The following is a 24171-nucleotide window of genomic DNA, read 5'->3' as shown; positions in this document are numbered from 1 at the left end:
GCTTGGTTCATTGCCTGAGGCTTAGTTACGCGATTTGCGGTTTACCACCTGCGCGGCCTGCATCACGTCGGCACCAATTTCTTTTTCAAACTGCGCCCATACCGGCTTCATTGCATCACGCCAGGCCTGGCGTTGTTGGTCGTCCAGGGTGATGATCTGGCTGGAGCCTGACGCCAGGATGCGGTTGCGGTCTGCCTGGTTGGCTTCCTCGGCCTGGCGATTCACTGAATAAGTGACCTCATCAATAATGCCTTCAAGCACCACGCGCGTGGCGTGTGGGATGCTGTACCAGAAGGTCGGATTGCTCACCAGCATGTAGTCGAGCACCCCGTGGTTGGTTTCGGTGATGTAGGGCTGAACGCTGTTGAGCTTTTTGCTGTAGATATTCGACCAGGGGTTTTCAGCACCTTGTACTTCACCCGTTTGCAATGCCTTGAACACCTCGGCGAAGGGCAGTACTTGCGGTGTGGCAGACAACTGGTTGAACTGCGCGCTCAGCACATCCGATGGCTGGATACGAAACTTCAAGCCGCGGGCATCGGCTGGCATATACAAGGCCTTGTTGGCTGATAGCTGTTTCATGCCGTTGTGCCAATAAGCCAGGCCGGTGATGCCCTTATCTTCCATGCTGCGCAGCAGTTGACGACCTTTTGCACGCTTTTGAAAGCGATTGACTGCATCAAGGTCATCAAACAAGAAGGGCAAGTCATAGACCTGTAGCTGTTTGGTGTAGTTACCGAACTTGGCCAGCGAAGGTGCAAGCATCTGTACCTTGCCGTCTTTCAGCGCCTGCATTTCGTCCGCATCGCCAAAGAGTGTCGAGTTCGGGTACACCTCAACCGAGACTTTGCCCGACAAGCGCTCCTCAACCAGTTTTTTGAACAGCAGTGCCCCTTGCCCCTTGGGCGTGTCATCGGCGACGACATGCGAGAACTTTATGACAATCGGGCCATTCTGCTGGGCGCTAATGGCCGGTGTCGAAGTGATCGCCAAGGCACAGGCAGCCACGGCAAACAGTTGCTTAAACATGTGGGAATCCTATTTTTTTTATCAGTGTTGGCGTTGTTGGCATTGTTCCTATCGCAATGCCTGTGCCAATTGCGCCGATCGTACCCAGGGCAATGTTCTCTTAAAAAGCACAGTGAACCAGTTCTCAGCCAGTGGCGATATATCGCCATCTGTGCCTGAAACATCAGCGGATTATTGCCGGTTTTGGGTTGGCAATGGCTTTGTAGCCAATCTTTAGTTAGGTCAAGTCCAGATGATTGGTCAGTCGCGTCCCTGAATTCACGGCTATACAGAAGTAAGTCGTGGATTTTGCATGGTGTGGGTTTCAGACCGGCAGTGGCGCGCTGGCGAACCATTATCTAGAGAGAATAATTATGACAAGAGTTGCGATAGTCACAGGCGCCTCCAGGGGCATTGGCGCTGCCATTGCCAAACGCCTGGCCAAGGACGGTATCAGCGTGGTGGTCAACTACGCCTCTAACCCTGCCGATGCCGAAAACGTGGTCCGCGAGATCATGGCTGCAGGTGGAAAAGCCTACGCGGTGTTGGCCGACATTGCCGACCCGGTAGCGGTCGAAGCCTTATTTGATCAAACCGAGATGGCTTTCGGCGGCATCGATATTCTGGTCAACAACGCCGGAGTCATCCAGCCCGGCATGGTGGCGTTGAAAGACACCGACGATGAGCTGTACCAGCGAATCTTTTCCATCAACACCCAGGGCACGTTCAACACCTTGCGCCTTGCCGCCACGCGCTTGCGTGAGGGTGGCCGCATCGTCAACTTCTCAACCAGCGTGATTGGCATGGCGTTGCCTGGTTACTCGGTGTATGCCGCTTCCAAGGCTGCGGTTGAAGTCTTCACTCAAATATTTTCCCGTGAATTGCGCGGTCGCCGTATCAGTGTCAACGCCATTGCCCCTGGGCCGACCGCAACCAGTTTGTTCTTCAACGGCAAGAGTGATGAGCTGATCGAAAAGCTGACCCTGCAGCCACCCTTGGAGCGCCTTGGGACACCGGATGATATTGCCGCAGCAGTGGCGTTTCTGGTCAGCGAGGAGGGAGCCTGGGTCAACGGCCAGACCCTGAGGGTCAACGGCGGTATCGCCTGAGGTTCGTAACGGGTGTTCTAGTGGGCCGGTCGTTGGCGGACGCTGTATTTGCTGAGCAGGAGACTCAGGACAATCCCGCTACAAATAGCCATCAGTGGCAGGGTTGTCGCCAGGTGCAGCGTGGGAAATACCAACAGGATTTGCGAGTCGTTACCGCCCAACATCATGGATGCGCCAACCCCCATCAGGGTTCCGGCAAAGAGGTAGCGGCTCGAGTCGAGCAGGTTGATCGGCCGGTAGTCGAAGGTTCTACGGTAAATGGTGAAGCAGTACATGCCCAGCACGAGCATGGCGAAGATACCAAGCCTGGTCGGGTGAATGTGCCATTGCTGTATCCACACCGCCTTGGATAAATCGTAGAACAGCAGGCTCGGCGTCCATTGCGGCTCGAAGGTGTACAAGGCGCTGGTGAGCAAGCCAAGCAAGATGCTCAAGCTGACGTAGTGCTTCTCGCGCTGATAACGCACAAGCACCAGCAGGCTGGCGATCACCAATCCAATGGCCAGCAGGTAGTTGACGCTTGAAGGCGAGGGCGCAAGGGTTTTCTTTTCGGTCATATCCATATTCAGGTGGTGCCAGAGGACTATGCCGACAACCCAGCCGATAATGGTGAATGCCTTGCTCAGGTCGCCCCGCGCCAGTTTGGTCAGGGTGCCTACACTGCAACCGTTATTGAGTACCGAACTGACCCCGAATAAAAAACCACCCAGGATAATGTGATGATAAGGGGCTATTGGCTGATAAAAGGGTTGTGACACGCCTAGCTGCTGGTAAAGCGGCGTCAATAGAAGGCCGAACAGGCCACAGGACGCAAGCGCCACGAACAGGGTGGGCCGCTTATTCAGGGCCATGGTGATGGCAGCCACCAGGCACAAACCCATACGCTGCGAGACCCAGCCGATTAAAAATGCCAGGGTAAGGGGGATTAGCACTGCAACCTCGTTGTCCAATTCGCGCTTGTGATGCCGCCGCGCGGGATTAGCTTTAGAGTGTTGCACAAGCCACTTCGTTACGCTTGAGCATGCAAATTAAAATACAGCCAGCCCACGACCTGTCCTGGCCTGCGCATAAACAGGCCAAAAAAAGCCCCGCGACGTTGGTCGTGCGGGGCTTTGACATTGCCTTGCTACTTAACTGTTGGGCTGCCAGCCACCGCCCAGGGTTTTGTAGATTGCAACTATGCCGCTGTACAACTCGACTTCAGCCAGTGCCTGGCTGTCTTCGGCGGCAAGGCGCTCCCGTTCGGCATCGAGCAACACCAAAAAATCCACAGTGCCTTCGCGGTAACGCACGGCCGCTTGCGCGGCAGCAGCACGACTGGCTTCTGACTGTCGGATCAGTGCCAGCAAGCGCTGTTGGCGCTTGGCATAATCGCTAAAGGCATTCTCGGACTCCTCCAGGGCCAACAAGACCTGCTGCTCGTATTGTGCCAGTGCGCCTTCGGCCTCTGCATCGGCCCCGCGAATCCGCGCCTTGACACTACCAAGATCGAACGCCGCCCAGGTGATGTTTGGCGATACTCCCCAGGCTCGCGCTGCCGAAGAGCCAATCTGCGAACCGCGCCCGGCGGTAAAACCAAGGAAACCACTGAGGCTTACGCGGGGAAACAGGTCTGCGGTGGCCACGCCAATATTCGCGGTAGCCGCAGCCAGGTTTTGCTCAGCAGCACGAATATCCGGGCGTCGACGCAGCAGCTCTGTCGGATCGCCAATGGGGAGCGCCTTGGCGATTGCCGGGATGGGTTGTGGCGAGAGGTCGATGTCGAGTTGATCAGCTCGCTGGCCGAGCAGGGTTGCAATGCGGTTGCGCGCACGCACTTGCTCTGCCTGCAGTCTCGGCACGCTGGCTTCAACTGCGGCAAGACGTGCGTCGGCGCGCAGTACATCCAGTTCGCTACCAACTCCCGCGTCGCGCAAATCCTCGGTTATGCCCCGAGATTCCTCCTGATTGTGCAAGTTTTCCCGGGCAATCTGCTCGCGCAACTGGGCGCCGCGCAAGCTGCCGTAGGCATCAACCAGCTCGGCAATCAAGCTCACCTGCAACTGATAGTAATCGGCTTCGGCGACTTCGATTTGCGCATCACTGGCCTCAAGTTGGCGCTGGATTCGGCCAAACAGATCAAGCTCCCAGACCATGTCCAGGCCCAGGTCATAACGCTCGGTGCTGACTCTATCCTCGGTGATATCCGGCTGTTGTGCCTTGCCTATGTCACTGCTGGCACGGCTGGTGATGGTCGGCAGACGGTCATTGGCAACATCGTCACGAATGGCCCGGGCTGCCTTCAGCCGTGAGAAGGCGACACGCAGCTCACGGTTGTCCTGCAACGACTGGTTAACCAGTTGGTTCAGGGTTGGGTCATCAAACTGCTGCCACCACAAGGCTTCGAAGTGCCCCTGGTCGTACTTGCCGGCACTTAACTGGGACAACTGCGCCGGGGTGTTTTCAGGCTGCTTGAAGTCTGGGCCCACGGCGCAAGCTGAGACGGCCAGGGCAAGCAGGGCAGGTGCAAATAACTTCAGCTTCATACCGATGCCTCCTGCAGGCGCAGTGCGCGTTTTGCCTGGCGTTTTTCAACAAAACTGCGAATCAGAACATAGAACACCGGGGTCAACAGCAGGCCGAAGAAGGTCACGCCGAGCATGCCGCTGAACACCGCCACCCCCATCGCATGACGCATTTCAGCACCCGCACCAGAGCTGAATACCAGCGGAACCACGCCCATGATGAAGGCAAAGCTGGTCATCAGGATCGGCCGTAGACGCAGGCGGCAGGCTTGCAGCACCGCACTTACGCGATCCATGCCGGCTTCCTGCTGTTCCTTGGCAAACTCAACGATCAGGATCGCATTTTTACAGGCCAGTCCAACCAGTACAATGAGACCGATCTGGGTGAAGATGTTGTTGTCGCCTCCGGTCAGTATCACCCCGGTAATGGCCGACAACAGGGTCATTGGCACGATCAGGATCACCGCCATCGGCAAACTCCAGCTTTCGTACTGGGCAGCCAGTACCAGGAACGCCAGCAGCACGCAGAGCGGGAATACAAACAGCGCGGTATTACCAGCCAGGATTTGTTGGTAGGTCAGCTCGGTCCATTCATAGCTCATGCCGTTTGGCAGTTGCTCTTTGAGCAGGCGCTCCATCGCAGCCTCGGCTTGGCCTGAGCTGTAGCCGGGCGCTGCGCTACCATTGATTTCGGCGGTAATAAAGCCGTTGTAATGCATCACGCGATCGGGGCCGGAGCTGTCTTTGACCTTGATAAAAGTCGACAGGGGCACCATTTCACCGCGATTGTTACGCACCTTGAGCTGACCGATCTGGTCGGCATCAACCCGGTATTGCTGATCAGCCTGCACGTTGACCTGGTAAGTACGACCAAAGCGGTTGAAATCGTTGGCATACAGCGAACCCAGGTACACCTGCATGGTGTCAAAGATATCGCTGATGGCGACGCCGTGGATCTTGGCTTTGTCGCGGTCAATGTCGGCATCAACCTGGGGTACGTTTACCTGGTAGCTGGTGAACAAACCGGCTAGCTCGGGTACATCACGGCTCTTGCTGATGACGTTTTGCACTTGCTTATAGAGCTCGTCATAGCCCTGATTACCTCTGTCTTCGATTTGTACACGGAAGCCGCCAATAGTACCCAGGCCCTGAACTGGCGGTGGTGGGAAAATCGCAATATAGGCATCCTGGATATTGGCGAACTTGGCATTTAGCGCAGCCGCGATGGCTCCCGCTGACAAGTTTGGGTCCTTGCGCTGGTCAAACGACTTGAGCGTGGTGAAAACGATGCCACTGTTCGGGCTGTTGGTGAAACCGTTGATCGACAGGCCAGGGAAGGCAACCGTATTGGCAACCCCTGGGTATTCACTGGCAATCTCCGACATCTGCTTGATAACCGCTTCGGTGCGATCAAGGCTTGCCGCATCCGGCAATTGTGCAAAGGCCACCAGGTACTGTTTGTCTTGCGGCGGCACGAAACCGGTCGGTGTGCTGGCGAAACCGAAATAGGTCAGTGCCAACAAGCCGCCGTACACCAGCATCGCAATGCTGCTGCCACGCAGGATGCGGGTAACAGCCCCGACATAGCCATTGCTGGCACGGTCGAACAGGCGATTGAATGGCTTGAATAACCAGCCGCCAAGCAGGCGTTCCAGGACCCGGGAGAAACGGTCCTTGGGTGCGTCATGGCTTTTGAGCAGCGCCGCAGCCAGGGCAGGCGACAGGGTCAGCGAGTTAAAGGCGGAGATGACCGTCGAGATTGCAATGGTCAAGGCAAACTGCTGGTAGAACTGGCCCGTCAAGCCGGAGATAAAGGCCGTCGGTACGAACACCGCACAGAGCACCAAGGCTGTCGCAATGATGGGGCCGGTAACCTCTTTCATCGCTTGCTTGGTTGCCTCGACCGGAGTCTTGCCCAGTCCGATATTACGTTCGACGTTTTCCACTACAACGATGGCGTCGTCGACCACAATACCAATTGCCAACACCAGGCCGAACAGCGACAAGGCATTGAGCGAGAAGCCAAACAGGTGCATCACCGCGAAGGTGCCGATCAAGGAGACAGGCACAGCCGCCAGCGGAATGATCGATGCGCGCCAGGTTTGCAGGAACAGGATCACCACCAGCACCACCAGCACAATGGCTTCGAGCAGGGTGTGTACCACTGCCTCGATAGAACCGCGCACGAAGATGGTTGGGTCGTAGACAATCTCGTAGTCCATGCCTTGCGGGAAGCTTTTCTTCAGCTCAGCCATGCGTGCACGAACCGAATCCGAGATGTCGATAGCGTTCGATCCAGGGCGTTGGAACACCGGAATGGCAACCGCGGGCTTGTTGTTCAGCAGCGAGCGCAGGGCGTATTTGCTGGAGCCCAGCTCAACCCGGGCGATGTCCCTGAGGCGTGTGATCTCGCCGTTTTCACCGGCGCGAATGATGATGTTCTCGAACTCCTCCTCGGTTACCAGGCGCCCCTGGGTATTGATCGAGAGCTGGAAGCTGTTATCGCCAGCGGTTGGTGGCGCACCCAGTGAACCGGCAGCGACCTGGCGATTCTGTTCGCGAATGGCGTTGACCACATCGGTAGCGGTCAGATTGCGCGAGGCCACTTTATTGGGATCAAGCCATACCCGTAGTGAATAGTTACCCAGGCCGAAGAGTTGTACATCGCCCACGCCGTCGAGACGGGCCAGTTCATCCTTGACGTTGAGTGCCGCGTAGTTCGACAGATAGAGCATGTCGTAGCGGTTATCCGGCGAGGTCAGGTGAACCACCATGGTCAAATCTGGCGAGGCCTTGTCGACCGTCACCCCAAGACGCTGAACTTCAGTCGGCAAGGTTGGCATGGTCCGGGTGACCCGGTTTTGTACCTGAACCTGGGCGTTATCGAGATCGGTGCCCAAGGCAAAGGTGATGGTCAGCGTCAGTGCGCCGTCGGATGTAGCCTGGGAAGACATGTACAGCATGCCTTCGACACCGGTGATGGCTTGTTCCAGTGGCGAGGCAACGGTTTCGCCAATTACCTTGGGGTTGGCGCCGGGAAAGCTGGTACGCACCACGACCGTTGGCGGCACCACTTCGGGGTATTCGCTGATTGGTAATTGGAAGAGCGAGATAGCACCGGCAATCAATATCAGGAGCGACAGAACCGCTGCGAAAATTGGCCGTTTGATAAAGAACTGGGAGAAATTCATAAACCTTTACCCTTAGCCGCGAGGTGACGCGTTCGGCTGAGCAGGGCGCTCAGCAATGTCAACTTCGCTGTCTACTGTTGAGTCAACGGCGCTGCGGATGCGCGCGAGCTTGGCCAGTGTCTGTTCATCGGCCATGGCTACGTTTTGTGGGTCTACGGTCGAACCGGGCATTGCATGCTGCAAACCGTTGACGACAATTTTGTCGCCTTTCTCCAGTCCGCTGCGGACAATGCGCAAGCCTTCGACTTTGGGGCCCAGTTCAATGGCGCGATAACTGACGGTGTTGTCATCGCCGAGCACCAGGACAAACTTCTTGCCCAGGTCGGTGCCGACTGCGGCGTCCTGAATCAGCTTGGCCGAATAGGTACCGCTGCCGACCAGCTTGAGCCGTACATAGAGGCCAGGGGTGTATTCACCGTCGCTGTTGTCAAACACGGCGCGACCACGAATGGTGCCGGTTTGCGGGTTGACCTGGTTATCCAGAAAGTCCAGCTTGCCCAGGTGCGGATTACCGGCTTCGTTGGACAATCCCAGGTACACCGGGCTGGCGTCGCGGGTATTGCCGCCCGATTTCTTTGCCATTTCAACGTACTTCAGAAAGGCTTGCTCGTCGGCATCAAAGTAGGCATAGACCTTGTCGGTTGAAACCACGGAGGTCAGAAGCGACTCGCTGGCATTTACCAGGTTGCCAGCCGTGATTTCTGCGCGGCTGACACGGCCGTCAATCGGTGAAGTTACTCGGGTAAAGCTCAGGTTCAGGCGCGCGTTTTCAAGCTCTGCCTCAATTCCCGCAACTGTTGCCTGGGCCTCTTGCGCAGTACTGGTTCGCGCGTCGGCAAGCTCAGCCGATATGGCATTGCTTTTACGCAGGCGTTCGCCACGCTGGGCTTCACTGCGCGCACGGGAGTAAGCCGAACGAGCCTGGTTGAGTTGTGCTTCCAGGCGTTTGACTTCTGCATTGAAAGGACGCGGGTCGATCTGGAACAGCAGGTCACCTTTCTTGACCAGGCTGCCTTCGTCGAATGCGACTTTGTCAATAAATCCAGAAACTCGCGGGCGAATTTCAACCGACTCTGGCGCTTCCAGCCGACCGGTAAATTCATCCCATTCGTTGATAGGTTGTTCAATGACTTCAGCGACACTGACCTTGGCTGCATGTTGCTGCTGAGTGGTTTCCTCGGTTTTCCCACATGCACTGAGAATAACTGCCGCAAGTACTGCAAGTGGAAGGTGCCAGATCTTGTTGTTTGGCTGTTCCATGATTTTTCCGCCCGTGGATGTAATATTTGGGCGAAGTGTGAGTCGCAACGAATCAGGGAACGAATCGAACGCTGCGAATTTAAGTATTATTGGAAATGATTATGTGCGACTTATTATTGTAATGGGGCAATAGTAGTGCAGGCACTTGCCCTTTCCAGACGCTGTGCTCGCAGTTGGTGCAATATGCAGGCTGTCCGGTTACAGGCTGTCCGGGTCGCCAATAAACATCTGGATACGCGAGCGCAGCCAGCGCTCGGCCGGATCATTGTCCTGTGCGCCACGCCAAGCCATGTGTAATTCAAAGGTTTGGGTTTCCAGTGGCAAGGGTTCTGTACGCAAGCCTCCGGCAGCTGTCAGGACTGCAGCGGTGTAGTCAGGCACGCTGGCCACGATATCAGTGCCGCTAAGCAATGGTCCGAGTGCATTGAACTGCGGTACCGCCAGCACCACCCGACGCTTGCGGCCGAGTTTTTCCAGTTCGCTATCAACAAAGCCGCCAAGATCACCGGCGAAAGACACCAGCGCATGGGGCCTGGCGCAGTAGTCATCAAGGGAAAGGGCGCCGGGAACAGTGTCTGCACGAAGCAGCATGGCTTTACTGCGTCGCACGACTTTGCGCTTGGCGTTGGCCGGCAATTCTTCGGTATAGGCAACGCCGACGGATATCTCGCCGGACGACAACAGCCCTGGCATCAATAAATAGTTGGTCCGGCGGATCACCAGTACCACGCCTGGCGCTTCGGCACGCAAGCGCTTGATCAGCGGCGGCATCAGGCCAAACTCGACGTCATCCGAAAGACCGATACGGAACACGGCATTGCTGGTGGCTGGATTGAAGTCCGCTGCGCGACTGACCGCAGTTGAAATTGAGTCGAGCGCAGGCGACAGCAGGCCAAAGATCTCTTGCGCGCGCGCCGTGGGCTCCATGCTGCGACCTGTGCGCACGAATAACGGATCATCGAACAAGCTGCGCAGGCGGGAGAGGGCAGCGCTGATGGCTGGCTGGCCCAGGAACAGTTTCTCTGCTGCGCGGGTTACGCTGCGTTCGTGCATCAGCGTTTCAAAAACGATCAGAAGATTGAGGTCTACACGGCGAAGATCGTTACGGTTCATCTGTCGTCCATATCAGGTATAAATGCGCAGCTTCGAAACGGTGCGCCAGGGTAATGCGGATCATATTACCTCGGCAATGCGCCAAGGCTTGTTACCAGATCCTAGTGCACGCTGTTAATATTGTAACCGCCAATCATCATCGACAGGCATGGTGAATATTAGTATTGGCATGTGGTATTGCTCACAAAGGCCCGATAAAGTCTAAGTCTAAAGGGGTCAACCGAAGAGGTTTATGATGTCCCGCATTATCCGTTTTCATCAGTTTGGCGAGGCAGATGTCCTCAAAATCGAAGAGCGCTCGCGCCCTGCGCCTGCCGCTGGCGAAGTGTTGATCGGCGTCGAATCTATCGGTGTTAGCTGGCAAGACGTGCTTTGGCGCCAGAATCTTGCGACCACGCACGCGCAGCTTCCGGCTGGACTGGGTTATGAAGTCGCCGGCGTGATTTTAGCTGTGGGTGAAGGCGTTGACGACTTGGCTGTTGGCGATAAAGTTGCCAGTTTCCCGGCTCACAGCCCAAACGACTACCCGGCCTACGCTGAAGAGGTGGTGTTGCCGCGTACCTCAGTGGCGCGCTACGCGGACGTCTTGACGCCTGAACAGGCCTGCGTTCACTTTTTACCTTCCATGGTTGGCTGGTTCGGCATGGTCGAACTGGCCCGTGTGAAAGCCGGCGAAACGGTACTGATTACGGCTGCCAGCCGCTGCTGGGGGCCTTATGTAGTGCAAATGGCAAAAGCGCTGGGCGCCCATGTCATAGCGGCTACTGATACTGACGAGGACACCGATTTCCTGCGTGGACTCGGCGCCGAACATGTGATTTTGACCGAAGAGCAGGATCTGGTCAGCCGGGTTAAAAAGCTGACCAATGATCGCGGCGTGGATATCGTCATGGATACACTGGGCGGCCCACAAATGTGCCTGCTTGGTGATGCACTGGCGCCGCGTGGCCGTCTGGTGCTGTACGGGCTGCAAGGTGGCAACGAGACGCCATTTCCAGCCTGCGCCGCTTTCCAGAAGAACATTCAGTTCTTCGTGCATTGCATCGGTAACTTTACCGGCAAACAGGAATTGGGTATCCCGCAGGATAAAGAAGCGGTTGCCCGAGCGCTGCAAGGCATCAATCAACTCACCGGCGATGGTTTGCTCAAGCCACTGGTTGATAAAGCCTTCAGTTTCGACAAGGTTGGCCAGGCACACGTCTATATGAGCGAATGCCCAAGTCGTGGTCGAGTGGTGCTCAACGTCAAGAGCTAGGCCGACTTAGCCTGTGCCCAAACGCCCTGATTGATTCAGGGCGTTTTGCTGTCTCTCTCTGGCATTAGCGTTGCAATCAGCGCACGCACGCTGCCTGGCAAGGCTTCCAGATCACGTACCAGAATACTGCGTTCACGCACGGCCCAGGGCTCATTCAGTTCGATGGTGGTCAGCTGCATGGTGCGGCTATGACGCTGGGCGGCGGATTCGGGAATGATGCCGATGCCTACGCCTGCCTCGATCATGCGGCAGATGGCTTCAAAGCTGGATACCTGGATCCGTAGCGAAAGCTTGGTGCCGAGTTTTTCTACCTGTTCACGCAAAAAACTCAACAAGGTGCTGCCTTCGTGCAGGCCAATGTGCTGGTACTCAAGGGTGTCGCGCAGTGTCACTTGCTGTCTATCGGCCAACGGGTGATTTTTCGGCACCGCCAGCAATAGGCGGTCGGTACTGAAATGCAGTACTTGCAGGCCGCTGACCTCGACTGGCCCGGCAATTATGCCCAGATCAGTGCTGCCGTCGAGCACGCCACGCACAATGTCACGGCTCAAGCGCTCTTGCAGGTCGATACTGACGCCGGGACGCTCGGCCAGAAACCCGGCAAGCACCTCTGGCAAAAACTCGGTTACCGCCGTGGTATTGGCAAAGATGCGGATATGGCCAGCAGCGTCGGCTCCGTAATCGGTGAATTCACTTTTCAGGTAATCAACCTGGCGCATGATCAGGCGTGCATGGTGCAGCAAGCGCTCACCGGCAGGGGTGAGTTCAACCCCACGACTGTCCCGATAGAGCAGGCGCGAGTCGAGTTGTGCTTCGAGGGCCTTGATCCGCGCGCTGGCTGCCGCCGGCGAAAGAAACGCACGTCGTGCCCCCTGGGTCAGGCTAGGCGATTCGGCAATATGAATAAACAAGCGCAGGTCGGGTAAATCAAAGTGCATAAGGGTCTCTGCGTCATCGAGCGAGGCTAAATCTTGCGTTCAGGTTAACCGAACGCCGAGTTATGTAAATGTAAATTCACAGAACGCTGTGTCAGACGCATCCTAAGTGCAACTAAAAAGAGCACTGTTGGAAGTAACCCATGACTGACGCTGCATTATCTGCCTGGATTGGCCGTTCCGAAGAAGTCCATGACCAACTGAGTCGTAACCTGGTGATGCGCATTGCCGCAACCCTGGGTGAAGAAACCCCGGCCCATGGCGAAGCGTTGCCGCCTCTGTGGCATTGGGCTTTTTTCCAGAACCCCGTAGCCGAAAATGGCCTGGGCGAGGATGGGCATCCGGCCCGTGGCGGTTTCCTGCCACCGGCTGATAACCGTAACCGCATGTGGGCCGGCGGCAAAATCGAGTTTATCCAGAGCTTGCGTGTAGGTGGCGATGCCACACGGGTTTCAACCATCACCCATATCGAAGAGAAGCATGGCAGCACAGGCGCACTGTTGTTCGTCACCGTGCAGCATGAATATTTTCAGGATGGCGAACTGGCCATTCGTGAAGATCAAAACATTGTGTATCGCGAACCAAGCCCACCTAAAAACAGCAGCGGTCAGTCGCTGGTAGAGGGGGATTGGCAGGAGTCGATCACGCCAACGGCAACCCTGTTGTTCCGTTATTCGGCCGTCACCTTCAACGGTCACCGCATTCATTACGACTGGCCGTATGTGACCGATACCGAAGGCTATTCAGGCCTCGTCGTGCACGGCCCGTTGATCGCCACCCTGAGCCTGCGCGCCTTCTGTCGGGCTAACCCGCAAGCGCGTTTGCGCCAGTTTTCCTACCGTGGCTTACGGCCGTTGGTCGCGCCGCACCCCTTCGAGGTCGGCGGCAAGATCGATGCTGCTGGCAGCGCCCAACTATGGGCTGGCAACGAAGGTGGGATGGCCCAGCGCAGTGAAGTGAAATTTGATTGATACAGCCAACTCCTTGGCTCAGATGAGATGGGAATGATGAATCCAAATAATAATCCTGAACTTAATGCTATCCGCGAAGGCGTGCGTGCCCTGTGTGCCGAATTTCCAGCTGAATACTGGCGCAAAATCGATGAAGAAAAAGGCTTCCCGGAAGCTTTTGTCAAGGCGCTGACCGAGGCTGGCTGGCTCTCGGCAATGATTCCTGAAGAGTACGGCGGCTCCGGCCTGGGCCTTGCCGAAGCCTCGGTCATCCTTGAGGAAGTCAACCGTTGCGGCGGTAACTCCGGCACCGTGCATGGCCAGATGTACAACATGTTCACCTTGTTGCGCCATGGCAGCGAAGCCCAGAAAAGCTATTACCTGCCAAAGCTGGCAAGCGGTGAGCTGCGCTTGCAATCGATGGGCGTGACCGAGCCGACGACTGGCACCGACACCACCAAGATCAAAACCACTGCGGTGAAGCAGGGCGACAAATATGTGATCAATGGCCAGAAAGTCTGGATCTCACGCATCCAGCATTCCGACCTGATGATTCTCTTGGCGCGCACTACGCCGCTGGCTGAAGTGAAAAGAAAATCCGAAGGCATGTCGATCTTCCTGGTTGATCTGCGCGAGGCAATTGGCAATGGCATGACAGTCCAGCCCATTGCCAACATGGTCAACCATGAAACCAACGAACTGTTCTTCGATAACCTCGAGTTGCCAGCTGACAGCTTGATTGGCGAGGAAGGCAAGGGCTTTCGCTACATCCTTGACGGTTTGAACGCAGAGCGCACGCTGATTGCCGCCGAGTGCATCGGTGATGGCCGCTGGTTTATCGAGAAGGCAAGTCAATATGCGCGCGACCGCGAAGTCTTTGGTCGTCCGATTGGCCAGAACCAGGGCGTGCAATTCCCGATTGCCGAGGCGCACATCGAAGTCGAGGCCGCTGACCTGATGCGCTGGCGCGCCTGTGATGAATATGACGCCGGTGAGAACGCCGGTGCCAGTGCCAACATGGCCAAGTACCTGGCGGCAAAAGCATCCTGGGAAGCAGCCAATGCCTGTTTGCAGACCTTCGGTGGTTTTGGTTTCGCTTGCGAGTACGACATTGAGCGCAAATTCCGCGAGACCCGCTTGTATCAGGTTGCCCCGATCTCGACCAACCTGATCCTGTCCTATGTGGCCGAGCACCTGCTCGACTTGCCTCGCTCATTCTAAGGTCGTCAGCCCATGACTCATACAGAACAGCTTGCCGCGTTTATGGCTGACTTGCGTTATGAGCAACTTCCCCAGGCTGTGCTCGACAGGACCGAGGAGCTTTACCTTGACTGGCTCGGTTCTGCACTGGCCAGCCAGGATCGCCATCCCATCCCATTGTTCGAGCGCTATGCGCAAACCATGGGGCCGGAGACTGGCAAGGCGAAGATTCTGGTGAGCGGCAAATACACCAGCGCCTACTTCGCAGCCTTGGTAAATGGGGCTTCGTCGCATCTGGTTGAGCAGGATGACTTGCACAACAGTTCGGTGCTGCACCCAGCCACTGTTGTGTTCCCGGCGGCACTGGCTGCAGCGCAGGACCTGGGTTGCAGCGGCCAGGAGCTACTGCTGGCCACGGTCGTGGGTTATGAGGCAGGCATTCGCATCGGCGAGTTCCTCGGGCGTTCGCACTACAGGATCTTCCACACCACAGCGACGGTCGGCACCCTGGCCGCTGCGGTAACCGTCGGCAAGCTGCTGAAGTTTGATCGTGAACAGTTCATCAATCTGCTGGGCACTGCTGGCACCCAGGCGGCAGGTTTGTGGGAGTTCCTGCGTGACGCCGCCGACTCCAAGCAATTGCACACGGCCAAGGCCGCTGCCGATGGAGTGCTTGCGGCGTATCTAACCGCTGAAGGTTTGAGCGGGGCGCGCAACATTCTTGAGGGCGATCAGGGAATGGCGGCAGGCATGTCCAGCGACGCCAATCCTGGCAAGTTGTCCGATCGCCTGGGCAGCCGCTGGGCCTTGTGTGAAACCTCATTCAAGCTCCATGCGTCGTGCCGCCACACGCACCCGGCAGCAGACGCCTTGTTGGCGTTGATGCAGGCACAGGGGCTGGGTCATGAGCAGATCGAGCAGGTCACAACCCGGGTTCATCAAGGCGCAATCGATGTGCTGGGCCGGGTGGATGTACCCAGCAGCGTTCATCAGGCCAAGTTCTCAATGGGCACTGTGCTTGGCCTGATTGCAGTGCATGGCAAGGCCGGGTTGCCGGAGTTCGAACAGTTTGCATTGCATGACCCGCGTGTCGCCAGCTTTAGGGCCAAGGTGCGTATGCAGCTTGATACCGAGGTCGATGCGGCTTATCCGCAACGGTGGCTCGGCCGTGTCGAGGTGCTGACCCTTGATGGTCGTCTTGTACAAGGTGCAATAGATGACCCCAAAGGCGACCCAGGCAACACATTGTCGCGGACAGAACTGGAAGACAAGTTCCGTCGTTTACTTGCATTCGCTGGGCACAAGGATTCGGCCAGGACGGATGAGTTGATTAACCAGGCCTGGAATTTGCGCCATTGCGCGTCAGTAAACAGCCTTTGCTAATCATGTCTTAGGGAACCTCTGGAAAAGGTAGCGAGCGCAGTAGTTTCTCAGGGGTTCCCTAGTTGCCAAACAAGAGAATAATCATGAACAGTTCCACTAGTTCGCCACGTCCATTGGACGGCATCACGGTTGTTAGCCTGGAGCATGCCATTGCGGCTCCGTTTTGTACCCGTCAACTGGCTGATCTTGGCGCTCGGGTCATCAAGGTCGAGCGCCCGCTCAGCGGTGACTTCGCCCGTGGCTATGACGAGCGTGTCTCGGGATTGGCCTCGCATTTCGTCTGGACCAATCGTTCCAAGGAAAGCTTGACCCTGGACCTCAAGCAAGAACCAGCCACGGCTGTACTTGAAGCCTTGCTGGCCAAGGCCGACGTACTGGTGCAAAACCTGGCCCCAGGCGCAGCCGCACGCATGGGCTTGTCTTTCGAGTCCCTGCACGAACGCTTCCCGCAGCTGATTGTCTGCGACATCTCCGGTTATGGCGAAGGCGGCCCTTACGAGCAGAAGAAAGCCTATGACCTGCTGATCCAAAGCGAAGGTGGCTTTTTGTCCGTGACAGGCGGCGAGGGCGATGAGCAGATGGCCAAGGCCGGTTGCTCTATTGCAGATATTGCCGCCGGCATGTACGCCTATACCGGCGTGTTGTCGGCACTGATGCTGCGCGACAAGACGGGTGTTGGCAGCCGGGTCGATGTGTCCATGCTCGAAAGCCTGGTGGAGTGGATGGGCTACCCCATGTACTACGCCTATCAAGGTGCAACGCCACCACCGCGGGCGGGCGCTGCACACTCGACTATCTATCCATACGGCCCGTTCCCGGCGGGCGATGGCGGAACCGTAATGCTTGGCCTGCAGAACGAGCGCGAATGGCGAGCCTTTTGCGACAAGGTGCTGATGCAACCTGAGCTGGCCGATGATCCACGATTTTCAGCCAACTCCAAGCGTTCGGCCAATCGAGCGGAGCTGCGCGCAATCATTCTTGAAAGTTTCGCTGCGCTGAGCGCCGAACAGGTAATCGAGCGGCTAAACGAGGCGCAAATTGCCAATGCCCATGTCAATGACATGGCCGGCGTTTGGCAGCATCCGCAACTCAAGGCCCGCCAGCGCTGGACCGAAGTATCAAGCCCGTCTGGAATGCTTCCGGCGCTCTTGCCCCCAGGCCGTAACAGCGCCTTCAGCCCGCGCATGGATGGCATCCCGGCTCTGGGCGAGCACACCGACGCTCTGCTTGGCGAGCTGGGCTTGAGTGCCAGCGATATCCAGCAACTCCATGAACGCAGTGTCGTTTAAACAGTGCCTGTGCGAGCTATAGAGAGTGAAATGACCATGAATGGATCGATCATTCGCACGGCATTGTTCGTGCCCGCATCACGCCCGGAACGTATCCCAAAGGCGCTTGCCGTTGGCAGTGATGCAGTAATTGTTGATCTTGAAGATGCAGTAGAAGAAACGCTCAAGGAGCAAGCGCGAGCTGATCTTGACGCATTCTTGCAAGCCAATCCCGAGGCTCGCCTGCATGTGCGTATCAACGCGGCCAGTCACAGCGGCCATGACGCGGATATTGCATTGTGCAGCCGCCATCCAGGCGTTGTCGGCGTATTACTGCCCAAGGTAGAAAGCGCTGCCCAGGTTCGCCACCTGGCCACCTGCAAAAAGCCGATCTGGCCAATTGTAGAAAGCGCCAAGGGGTTGCAGGCACTGGTTGAAATTGCCCAGGCCCAAGGTGTCGAGCGGCTGTCGTTTGGCGGCCTGGACCTGGGGCTTGACCTGGGGCTGGCAGCCGCAACGGCGGGTGCTTCACGCATGCTTGACCAGGCTCGCTTCGCCATTGTGTTGCAGTCGCGCCTGGCCGAACTGGCGCCGCCGCTAGACAGCGTATTCCCGGCAATCGACGACCCCGACGGACTGGCGCAATTTGCGCGCGACGCCAATGACATGGGGTTTGGCGGCATGTTGTGTATTCACCCCAAACAGGTTGCCGTGGTGCACCAAAGCCTGATGCCAGCGGCAGACGAACTGGATTGGGCACAACGCGTAATGAATGCGGCAGCGCAGGGCGCTGGTGTGTTTGTAATCGACGGGCAGATGGTTGATGCGCCGGTTCTCGGTCATGCCAAGCGTTTACTCGAACGTGCCGGCATGTGACTAAAAGCTCGCTAAATGGCCTCTGCGCATCCGTGCAGAGGTTGAGGTCTACCAACAATAACAAGAGGTATTCAATGTATAAGCTTCCATTTAAGACACTGCTATGCGCCGCTGCTGTATCGATGTCGGTTGGCTTCGCCAGCCTGGCTCATGCGGCGGACCCGATTATCATCAAGTTTTCCCATGTGGTCGCAGACAACACCCCTAAAGGCAAGGGGGCACTGTTGTTTAAAAAACTGGTCGAAGAACGTCTGCCAGGCAAGGTAAAGGTCGAGGTCTACCCGAACTCGTCGCTCTATGGCGACGGCAAGGAAATGGAAGCGTTGTTGCTTGGCGACGTCCAAATGTTGGCGCCGTCACTGGCCAAGTTTGAACAGTATTCCAAGCCGGTCCAGATCTTTGACCTGCCGTTCCTGTTTGACAACCTGGCCGCCGCCGACCGTTTCCAAAGCAGCCCGCAAGGCAAGGCCTTGCTCAAGTCGATGGAAAACAAAAACATCACGGGCCTGGCCTATTGGCACAACGGCACCAAGCAATTGTCCGCGAACAAGCCATTGCGCGTACCGAGCGATGCCCGCGGCTTGAAGTTCCGCGTGCAGGCATCGGCGGTACTTGAAGAACAGTTCAAGGCAATCAGGGCTAACCCGCGCAAAATGAGTTTCGCCGAGGTTTACCAGGGTTTGCAGACCGGCGTGGTCAACGGAACAGAGAATACCTGGTCGAACTACGCCAGCCAGAAAGTCAATGAAGTGCAAAAGTACATGACTGAGTCGGATCATGGCCTGATCGACTACATGGTGATCACCAACACCAAGTTCTGGAATAGCTTGCCGGATGATATTCGCACCCAGCTTGATGAAATCATGGGCGAGGTGACTGTCGCGGTGAACAAAGAGGCTGCGGACCTGAACGAGAAAGCCAAGCAACAGATTATTGATTCTGGCACCACTGAAATCATCACCCTGACGCCTGAAGAACGTGCAAAGTGGCGTGAAGCGATGAAGCCAGTGTGGAAGAAATTCGAGCCGCAGATTGGTGCTGACCTGATCAAGGCCGCCGAGGCTTCAAATACGCCTTGAGATCCATCCTTGAGTGATACAAAAAACGGGCGGCCTGATCAGGTCGCCCGTTTTTTTGTGCTTGTACATCAGCTCGCGGCATCCATCCACTTGGGTTTTGGATAGCGCCGATCAGCTTTGCCGGCCTTGAGGATCGCGCCAGGCACATCATGGCCGAGCAGTTCAGGCAGACTCGCCGCAGCCTGCAGCAGCGCATCCAGGTCTACGCCGGTATCGAACCCCATGCGCTGGAACATATGCACCAGGTCCTCTGTGCAGATATTACCGCTGGCGCCCGGTGCGTATGGACAACCGCCCAGCCCGCCGAGCGATGCATCAAAGCGATCAACGCCAGCATTCAGGGCAGCGATGGCATTGGCCAGGCCCATGCCTCGGGTGTTGTGAAAGTGCAGGGTGAACACCGTTTGCGGCCAGCGTTGCAGGGCCTCGCGGCTGATGCGCTCGACTTGCGCCGGGTCCGCCATGCCGGTGGTGTCACAGAGGGTGATGCCTTGCACGCCAATGTCAGTCAAACGCTGGATCAGTTCATGCACGCGAGTCTCGGCCACGGCACCTTCAAAAGGGCAGCCAAAGGTGGTGGAGAGCGAGGCGTTGATAAATACCTTGCTACCACGCGCAACTTCGATGATTTCCCTGAACTGGGCCAGGGACTGCTGAGGCGTCATGCGCAAGTTAGCCAGGCCATGGGTATCACTGGCAGACATCACCAGGTTTATTTCATCAACCTGACATGACAGTGCGCGCTCGCAGCCTTTGACGTTAGGTACCAGCACCGTGTATTCAACCCCGGCCACACGGTCGATACTGCGCATCACTTCTTCGGCGTCACGCAAGTTTGGAATGGCCTTGGGCGAGGTAAAGGAGGTGACTTCGATCTTGGCCAAGCCAGTGTGTGAGAGACGGTTGACCAGTGCAATCTTGTCTTCGGTGGCTACGAAGTTGGGTTCTATCTGGAAGCCGTCACGCGTAGCGACTTCCTGGATGTACAGACGCTTGCTCATCATAGGTTCCTTATACTATTCCGCGATCGCGCAGGCCTTGACGCTGCTCTTCGGTCAGGCCCAGGCCAGCCAATACATCGTCTGTGTGCTCACCCAGGGCCGGGCCGCCGGTGCCAATGCGTCCCGGGGTTCGGCTCAGCTTGGGCAATACGCCTGGCACTTTCAGTGGCCCGGCTGCGGTCTGCACGGTTTCGATCATCTGCCGCGCCAGGTAATGGGGGTCTTTGACAATATCGGCTGCGGTATAGGGGAAGCCTGCCGGAACCTGTGCTTGATTGAGTGCCGCCAAGACTTCGTCGCGCTCGCGTACACGGGTCCAGTCGGCGATCGCCTGGTCGATCAGCTCGGCGTTCTCACTGCGACCATCGTTATGGGCCAGGCGTGGGTCGTTGGCCAGGTCTTCGCGGCCCACCAGTGTCATCAGGCGCTTGTAGATACTGTCGCCATTACCGGCAATCAACACGAAGCTGCCATCGTTGCAGGGGTAGGAGTTGGAGGGCGTAATACCGGGCAGGGCACTGCCGGCAGGTTCACGGATGTAGTTGAAGACATCGTATTCGGGAATCAGGCTTTCCATCATGGCGAAGACCGACTCATACAAGGCCACATCAATGTACTGGCCCAAACCGCTGCGCTGACGTTCTTGCAGTGCCAGCAAGACGCCAATGACGCCATACAGCGAAGACAGTGAGTCGCCAATGCTGATGCCTACTCGCACGGGCGCCTGGCCTGGATAACCAGACAGGTGACGCAGGCCACCCATGGCTTCGCCGATCACGCCAAAGCCGGGCAGGTCGCGGTAAGGGCCTGTCTGACCGTAGCCAGATATGCGTAGCATGATCAGCCGTGGATTGATTTGCGACAATTGCTCCCAGCCAAGTCCCCAGCCTTCAAGGGTTCCAGGACGGAAGTTCTCGATCAGGATATCGGCCTCGGCAATCAGCTTGCGTACGATGTCCTGACCTTCGGCTTCTCTTAGGTTCAAGGTCAGAGACTGCTTGTTGCGCGACTGCACGTGCCACCAAAGCGAGGTGCCATCCTTGATCTTGCGCCATTTGCGCAGTGGGTCACCGACCTTTGGCGGCTCGATCTTGACCACTTGCGCCCCAAACTCGCCGAGTAGCTTGCTGGCAAAGGGGCCCGCGATCAGCTGGCCCATCTCAACCACCTTTAACCCTTGCAGCGCCATATTGGTCACGTTCTGATCTGTCATTGTTGTGCCTCTAGCGGGATACCTTGTTCTTTCATGGCTGCAGAATCACTCAAGCCAGGTTTATGGACAATTGATCAATTATCAAGCCTGACTTCGTATTCTACGAAGTAAATCTATGAGAGCCTTGTCAGTGCTGAATGTATAGCAAGCGACTGCAAATGAGCTGCTGGCACTTTCGCAAGCCCCCAACTGGCAGAGGACACAGGCCATGCGCCGTATCGACTTCATCACACTCAAGGTGTTTATTGCGATTGCCGATGAGCGCAGCCTGACCAAGGCCGCCGAACGCGAGCATCTGGCCTTGGCTGCGGTGAGTAAGCGGGTGAGCGACCTGGAAAGCCAGTTGGGCATCAACTTGCTATACCGCCAGCCCAAGGGAGTCGAGTTGACACCGGCTGGCCATGCCTTGTTGCACCATGCGCGCACAGTCATGGATAACCTTGAGCAGATGAGTGCCGACCTCAGCGAGTTCAGTGAAGGGGTTAAAGGCCATGTGCGCATTCACGCCAACACCTCCTCAGTCATTGAGTTTCTGCCAGAAGACCTGAGCACCTTCACCCAGCTGCACCCCGAGGTGAAAATTGATCTGGAGGAGCGGGTCAGCAGTGAAACCATACGCGCTGTGCGCGAAGGATTGACCGACATCGGCATCTTTGCCGGGCATGTACCGGCGCAAGACCTGCAGCTGTTTACCTATCGCCATGATCACCTGGTATTGGTCACCCCGCGTGATCATCCCCTGGCGTCTCGCGGCTCGATAGCCTTTCGTGAAACCCTGGGTTACGACTTCATTGGCTTGCAGCAGGATGCATCGCTACACAGCCTGTTGCAGCACAGCGTGCACCATCTCGGCGCTACGTTACGCTTGCGAATCCAGGTGCGCAGTTTCGAAGCGATCTGCCGCATGATCCACACCGGAATGGGCATTGGCGTGCTGCCTGAGATTGCCGTGCGTACCTATTTGCCAGCGCTGAATGTCCAGGTGATCAACCTCACCGATGATTGGGCACGCCGTGAAATAAAGATCGGCGTGCGCAGCCTGGATGCATTGTCCGTTACTGCAAAACAGATGCTCGAACACTTGGTGAGCAGCGAGTCCCGCTGAACCTGCCTTCGTGGATGCCGAAGGGCTCATTACTCAAATGTGAATTTCAGTTGGCAAACCTGCGCGATAGAGTTCGCGGGTCGCCAAGGTGTCGCCGTTTCAAAGCTACGGAGCCTCTGAAAATTAACGAGCGTAGTTTCAGGGGTTTCCCAAGACAAAAATAATAGGAGCTCACTTATGAAGTATCCGTCTGTCCGTCGTCTCCTGCTGGGCATGGTCACTGGTTTTGCGTTGGCTGGGGCCCTGACTGCCCAGGCCGCCGATCCAATCCTGATCAAGTTCTCGCACATTACTGCTGATAACACCCCGAAAGGCAAAGGTGCGCTGCTGTTCAAAAAACTGGTGGATGAGCGTCTTGCGGGCAAAGTTGAAGTACAGGTCTACTCCAATTCGTCGCTGTATGGCGACGGCAAGGAGATGGAAGCCTTGATGCTCAATGAGGTGCAGATGCTTGCTCCTGCGCCCTCGAAACTTGAGCAATACACCAAGCAACTACAGCTGTTCGACATGATGTTCCTGTTCGACAACATGGCGGCTGCCCAGCGCTTCCAGAACTCGGACAAGGGCAAGGCGATGCTCAAGTCGATGGAAGACAAAGGCATCACCGGCCTGGCGTTCTGGCTCAATGGCATGCGTCAGTTGACCGCCAACAAACCACTGGTCAAGCCTTCTGATGCACGCGGCTTGAAGTTCCGTGTGCAACCATCGGACTTGCAGGCTGCACAGTACAGCGCATTGCGCGCAGTCCCGCGCAAGATGTCATTTGCCGAGATTTACCAAGGATTGCAAACCGGGGTGGTCAATGCCCAGGACAATCCATGGTCGAATATCTACAGCCAGAAATTTTACGAAGTGCAGAAGTACATGATCGAGTCGGATCATGCCATCGGCAACTACGTACTGATCACCAACACCAAGTTCTGGAATAGCCTGCCAGCGGATATCCGCAGCCAGCTTGAAGAGATCGTTGCCGAAGTCACCACCGAGGTGAACAAACAAGCCGCGGAGCTCAACGAGCAAGCCAAGCAGGCGATTATCGATTCAGGCAAGGTCGAGTTCATTACCCTTACGCCTGAGCAACGCAACGCCTGGCGCGATGCGGTGAGTCCTGCCTGGAAGAAGTTTGAAGCGCAGATCGGCAGCGATGTCATCGAAGCGGCAAAGGCAGCGAATCAAGCCAACTAGTAGCCCTCGCGACCAGGTAACAGCCTGGTCGCGCAGCCCGTTTCAGGCTTTTGGCCAACCCCGAAAATTCGACTGATCTCAGTGCCCCCCACTTGGGCTTGCTATGAGAAGCTGGCAGCTTATTTTTCAGCGCAGGCCCAAGCACCAGGGTTGGTTGAGTACAGCGCCAAAAGCCTGCTTTATTCCCACGCATAGCTGGGCAAGCCCGTGCTGCGTTCGCTCTTCGGATCAGCCTCTGGCTGTCACCTACGTTGGCCCTTGAGTCTCGTCCTATTTTCGCGGTTCCAAGTGCAACAGCAGCTTTGTACCAGCCTTCGGCTGTAGCGAAACCGGCATGCACCAATAGTGAATGTCGGGAGGCGGACGACTAGGTTAGAGTCCCGCATCCTTATGGATCAAACCAATAAAAATCGTTCAGGAGATTTCTGATGGGTGCCTTAAGGCGCGTTTGGGACCACTTCGAAGAAGGCTTTATTGCCTTTTTATTAGGGTCGATGACGCTAGTAACCTTTACCTACGTAATCCTCAACAATCTC

At 56.7% G+C, this 24171-nt stretch carries 19 protein-coding genes and 1 pseudogene; 11 read left to right on the top strand and 9 right to left on the bottom strand.

Annotation, left to right across the window (positions count from 1 at the left end; all coding sequences use genetic code 11):
- Positions 1-21 precede the first annotated feature (21 nt).
- Positions 22-1029 carry a TRAP transporter substrate-binding protein gene (locus CHB79_RS18840; protein WP_089361036.1) on the bottom strand — a complete coding sequence of 336 codons (1008 nt, stop codon included), beginning with the start codon at positions 1027-1029 and terminating at the stop codon, positions 22-24.
- A 353-nt stretch (positions 1030-1382) separates the two neighbouring features.
- Here CHB79_RS18840 and CHB79_RS18835 point away from each other — a divergent pair, with 353 nt between their 5' ends.
- On the top strand, positions 1383-2117 hold the full coding sequence (locus CHB79_RS18835) for an SDR family oxidoreductase (protein ID WP_010489959.1): 735 nt from the start codon (positions 1383-1385) through the stop codon (positions 2115-2117).
- Between the two features lie 17 nt (positions 2118-2134).
- Here CHB79_RS18835 and CHB79_RS18830 read toward each other — a convergent pair whose 3' ends face one another.
- The 5 genes from CHB79_RS18830 to CHB79_RS18810 all read right to left on the bottom strand — a co-directional run bounded on the left by CHB79_RS18830 (position 2135) and on the right by CHB79_RS18810 (position 10185).
- Positions 2135-3049 (bottom strand): YeeE/YedE thiosulfate transporter family protein, encoded by a 915-nt coding sequence (locus CHB79_RS18830; protein ID WP_342744843.1) that lies wholly within the window; start codon positions 3047-3049, stop codon positions 2135-2137.
- A gap of 198 nt (positions 3050-3247) precedes the next feature.
- Entirely contained in the window at positions 3248-4642 is a 1395-nt protein-coding gene (locus tag CHB79_RS18825) for an efflux transporter outer membrane subunit (protein ID WP_089361034.1), read from the bottom strand.
- Complete coding sequence (locus CHB79_RS18820; protein WP_089361033.1) at positions 4639-7812, bottom strand: efflux RND transporter permease subunit; 3174 nt, start codon at positions 7810-7812, stop codon at positions 4639-4641. The genes CHB79_RS18825 and CHB79_RS18820 overlap by 4 nt, the downstream gene beginning before the upstream one ends.
- A gap of 12 nt (positions 7813-7824) precedes the next feature.
- The gene (gene mexE / locus CHB79_RS18815) at positions 7825-9072 is read right to left on the bottom strand and encodes a multidrug efflux RND transporter periplasmic adaptor subunit MexE (RefSeq protein ID WP_010489955.1); all 1248 of its coding nucleotides are present in this window, start codon (positions 9070-9072) and stop codon (positions 7825-7827) included.
- A gap of 198 nt (positions 9073-9270) precedes the next feature.
- On the bottom strand, positions 9271-10185 hold the full coding sequence (locus CHB79_RS18810; RefSeq protein WP_010489954.1) for a LysR family transcriptional regulator: 915 nt from the start codon (positions 10183-10185) through the stop codon (positions 9271-9273).
- Positions 10186-10420: 235 nt separating this feature from the next.
- On the opposite strand from CHB79_RS18810, the gene CHB79_RS18805 reads away from it, so the two are divergent.
- On the top strand, positions 10421-11440 hold the full coding sequence (locus tag CHB79_RS18805) for a zinc-dependent alcohol dehydrogenase family protein (protein ID WP_010489953.1): 1020 nt from the start codon (positions 10421-10423) through the stop codon (positions 11438-11440).
- 35 nt (positions 11441-11475) lie between these two features.
- On the opposite strand, the gene CHB79_RS18800 is transcribed toward CHB79_RS18805, so the two are convergent.
- Positions 11476-12378, bottom strand: coding sequence for a LysR family transcriptional regulator (locus CHB79_RS18800; RefSeq protein WP_010489952.1), 903 nt, complete (start codon positions 12376-12378; stop codon positions 11476-11478).
- Between the two features lie 140 nt (positions 12379-12518).
- Between CHB79_RS18800 and CHB79_RS18795 the strand changes: the two genes are divergently transcribed.
- The 6 genes from CHB79_RS18795 (at position 12519) to CHB79_RS18770 (ending at position 19131) form a co-directional block, all read left to right on the top strand.
- Positions 12519-13346, top strand: a complete 828-nt coding sequence (locus tag CHB79_RS18795; RefSeq protein WP_010489950.1) for an HTD2 family dehydratase — start codon at positions 12519-12521, stop codon at positions 13344-13346.
- A gap of 36 nt (positions 13347-13382) precedes the next feature.
- The gene (locus tag CHB79_RS18790; RefSeq protein ID WP_010489948.1) at positions 13383-14546 is read left to right on the top strand and encodes an acyl-CoA dehydrogenase family protein; all 1164 of its coding nucleotides are present in this window, start codon (positions 13383-13385) and stop codon (positions 14544-14546) included.
- A 12-nt stretch (positions 14547-14558) separates the two neighbouring features.
- Entirely contained in the window at positions 14559-15908 is a 1350-nt protein-coding gene (locus CHB79_RS18785; RefSeq protein ID WP_089361032.1) for an MmgE/PrpD family protein, read from the top strand.
- A gap of 83 nt (positions 15909-15991) precedes the next feature.
- Complete coding sequence (locus CHB79_RS18780; RefSeq protein ID WP_089361031.1) at positions 15992-17197, top strand: CaiB/BaiF CoA transferase family protein; 1206 nt, start codon at positions 15992-15994, stop codon at positions 17195-17197.
- A gap of 36 nt (positions 17198-17233) precedes the next feature.
- Entirely contained in the window at positions 17234-18052 is an 819-nt protein-coding gene (locus CHB79_RS18775; RefSeq protein WP_010489942.1) for an HpcH/HpaI aldolase/citrate lyase family protein, read from the top strand.
- A 74-nt stretch (positions 18053-18126) separates the two neighbouring features.
- Positions 18127-19131 (top strand): TRAP transporter substrate-binding protein, encoded by a 1005-nt coding sequence (locus CHB79_RS18770; RefSeq protein ID WP_010489940.1) that lies wholly within the window; start codon positions 18127-18129, stop codon positions 19129-19131.
- 68 nt (positions 19132-19199) lie between these two features.
- Here CHB79_RS18770 and CHB79_RS18765 read toward each other — a convergent pair whose 3' ends face one another.
- Together CHB79_RS18765 and CHB79_RS18760 are read right to left on the bottom strand one after the other, a co-directional pair.
- Entirely contained in the window at positions 19200-20132 is a 933-nt protein-coding gene (locus tag CHB79_RS18765; protein WP_089361030.1) for a hydroxymethylglutaryl-CoA lyase, read from the bottom strand.
- 10 nt (positions 20133-20142) lie between these two features.
- On the bottom strand, positions 20143-21345 hold the full coding sequence (locus tag CHB79_RS18760; protein ID WP_010489937.1) for a CaiB/BaiF CoA transferase family protein: 1203 nt from the start codon (positions 21343-21345) through the stop codon (positions 20143-20145).
- A 208-nt stretch (positions 21346-21553) separates the two neighbouring features.
- Between CHB79_RS18760 and CHB79_RS18755 the strand changes: the two genes are divergently transcribed.
- From CHB79_RS18755 to CHB79_RS21955, 3 genes and pseudogenes are all read left to right on the top strand, one after another.
- Positions 21554-22450 (top strand): LysR family transcriptional regulator, encoded by an 897-nt coding sequence (locus tag CHB79_RS18755; RefSeq protein WP_010489934.1) that lies wholly within the window; start codon positions 21554-21556, stop codon positions 22448-22450.
- A gap of 177 nt (positions 22451-22627) precedes the next feature.
- Positions 22628-23635, top strand: coding sequence for a TRAP transporter substrate-binding protein (locus tag CHB79_RS18750; RefSeq protein ID WP_089361029.1), 1008 nt, complete (start codon positions 22628-22630; stop codon positions 23633-23635).
- 428 nt (positions 23636-24063) lie between these two features.
- Positions 24064-24171 (top strand): annotated as a pseudogene (locus tag CHB79_RS21955) (C4-dicarboxylate ABC transporter); the annotation flags it as partial.

Source organism: Pseudomonas segetis (assembly GCF_900188155.1).
Taxonomy (GTDB): Bacteria; Pseudomonadota; Gammaproteobacteria; order Pseudomonadales; family Pseudomonadaceae; genus Aquipseudomonas; species Aquipseudomonas segetis.
This window is presented reverse-complemented; position numbering and strand designations above follow the sequence as displayed.

Bases quoted from the DNA above. Each gene is read 5' to 3' on its own strand.
- CHB79_RS18840 (WP_089361036.1), bottom strand. From the start codon at position 1,029: ATGTTTAAGCAACTGTTTGCCGTGGCTGCCTGTGCCTTGGCGATCACT.
- CHB79_RS18835 (WP_010489959.1), top strand. From the start codon at position 1,383: ATGACAAGAGTTGCGATAGTCACAGGCGCCTCCAGGGGCATTGGCGCT.
- CHB79_RS18825 (WP_089361034.1), bottom strand. From the start codon at position 4,642: ATGAAGCTGAAGTTATTTGCACCTGCCCTGCTTGCCCTGGCCGTCTCA.
- CHB79_RS18820 (WP_089361033.1), bottom strand. From the start codon at position 7,812: ATGAATTTCTCCCAGTTCTTTATCAAACGGCCAATTTTCGCAGCGGTT.
- mexE (WP_010489955.1), bottom strand. From the start codon at position 9,072: ATGGAACAGCCAAACAACAAGATCTGGCACCTTCCACTTGCAGTACTT.
- CHB79_RS18810 (WP_010489954.1), bottom strand. From the start codon at position 10,185: ATGAACCGTAACGATCTTCGCCGTGTAGACCTCAATCTTCTGATCGTT.
- CHB79_RS18805 (WP_010489953.1), top strand. From the start codon at position 10,421: ATGTCCCGCATTATCCGTTTTCATCAGTTTGGCGAGGCAGATGTCCTC.
- CHB79_RS18800 (WP_010489952.1), bottom strand. From the start codon at position 12,378: ATGCACTTTGATTTACCCGACCTGCGCTTGTTTATTCATATTGCCGAA.
- CHB79_RS18795 (WP_010489950.1), top strand. From the start codon at position 12,519: ATGACTGACGCTGCATTATCTGCCTGGATTGGCCGTTCCGAAGAAGTC.
- CHB79_RS18790 (WP_010489948.1), top strand. From the start codon at position 13,383: ATGAATCCAAATAATAATCCTGAACTTAATGCTATCCGCGAAGGCGTG.
- CHB79_RS18785 (WP_089361032.1), top strand. From the start codon at position 14,559: ATGACTCATACAGAACAGCTTGCCGCGTTTATGGCTGACTTGCGTTAT.
- CHB79_RS18780 (WP_089361031.1), top strand. From the start codon at position 15,992: ATGAACAGTTCCACTAGTTCGCCACGTCCATTGGACGGCATCACGGTT.
- CHB79_RS18775 (WP_010489942.1), top strand. From the start codon at position 17,234: ATGAATGGATCGATCATTCGCACGGCATTGTTCGTGCCCGCATCACGC.
- CHB79_RS18770 (WP_010489940.1), top strand. From the start codon at position 18,127: ATGTATAAGCTTCCATTTAAGACACTGCTATGCGCCGCTGCTGTATCG.
- CHB79_RS18765 (WP_089361030.1), bottom strand. From the start codon at position 20,132: ATGAGCAAGCGTCTGTACATCCAGGAAGTCGCTACGCGTGACGGCTTC.
- CHB79_RS18760 (WP_010489937.1), bottom strand. From the start codon at position 21,345: ATGACAGATCAGAACGTGACCAATATGGCGCTGCAAGGGTTAAAGGTG.
- CHB79_RS18755 (WP_010489934.1), top strand. From the start codon at position 21,554: ATGCGCCGTATCGACTTCATCACACTCAAGGTGTTTATTGCGATTGCC.
- CHB79_RS18750 (WP_089361029.1), top strand. From the start codon at position 22,628: ATGAAGTATCCGTCTGTCCGTCGTCTCCTGCTGGGCATGGTCACTGGT.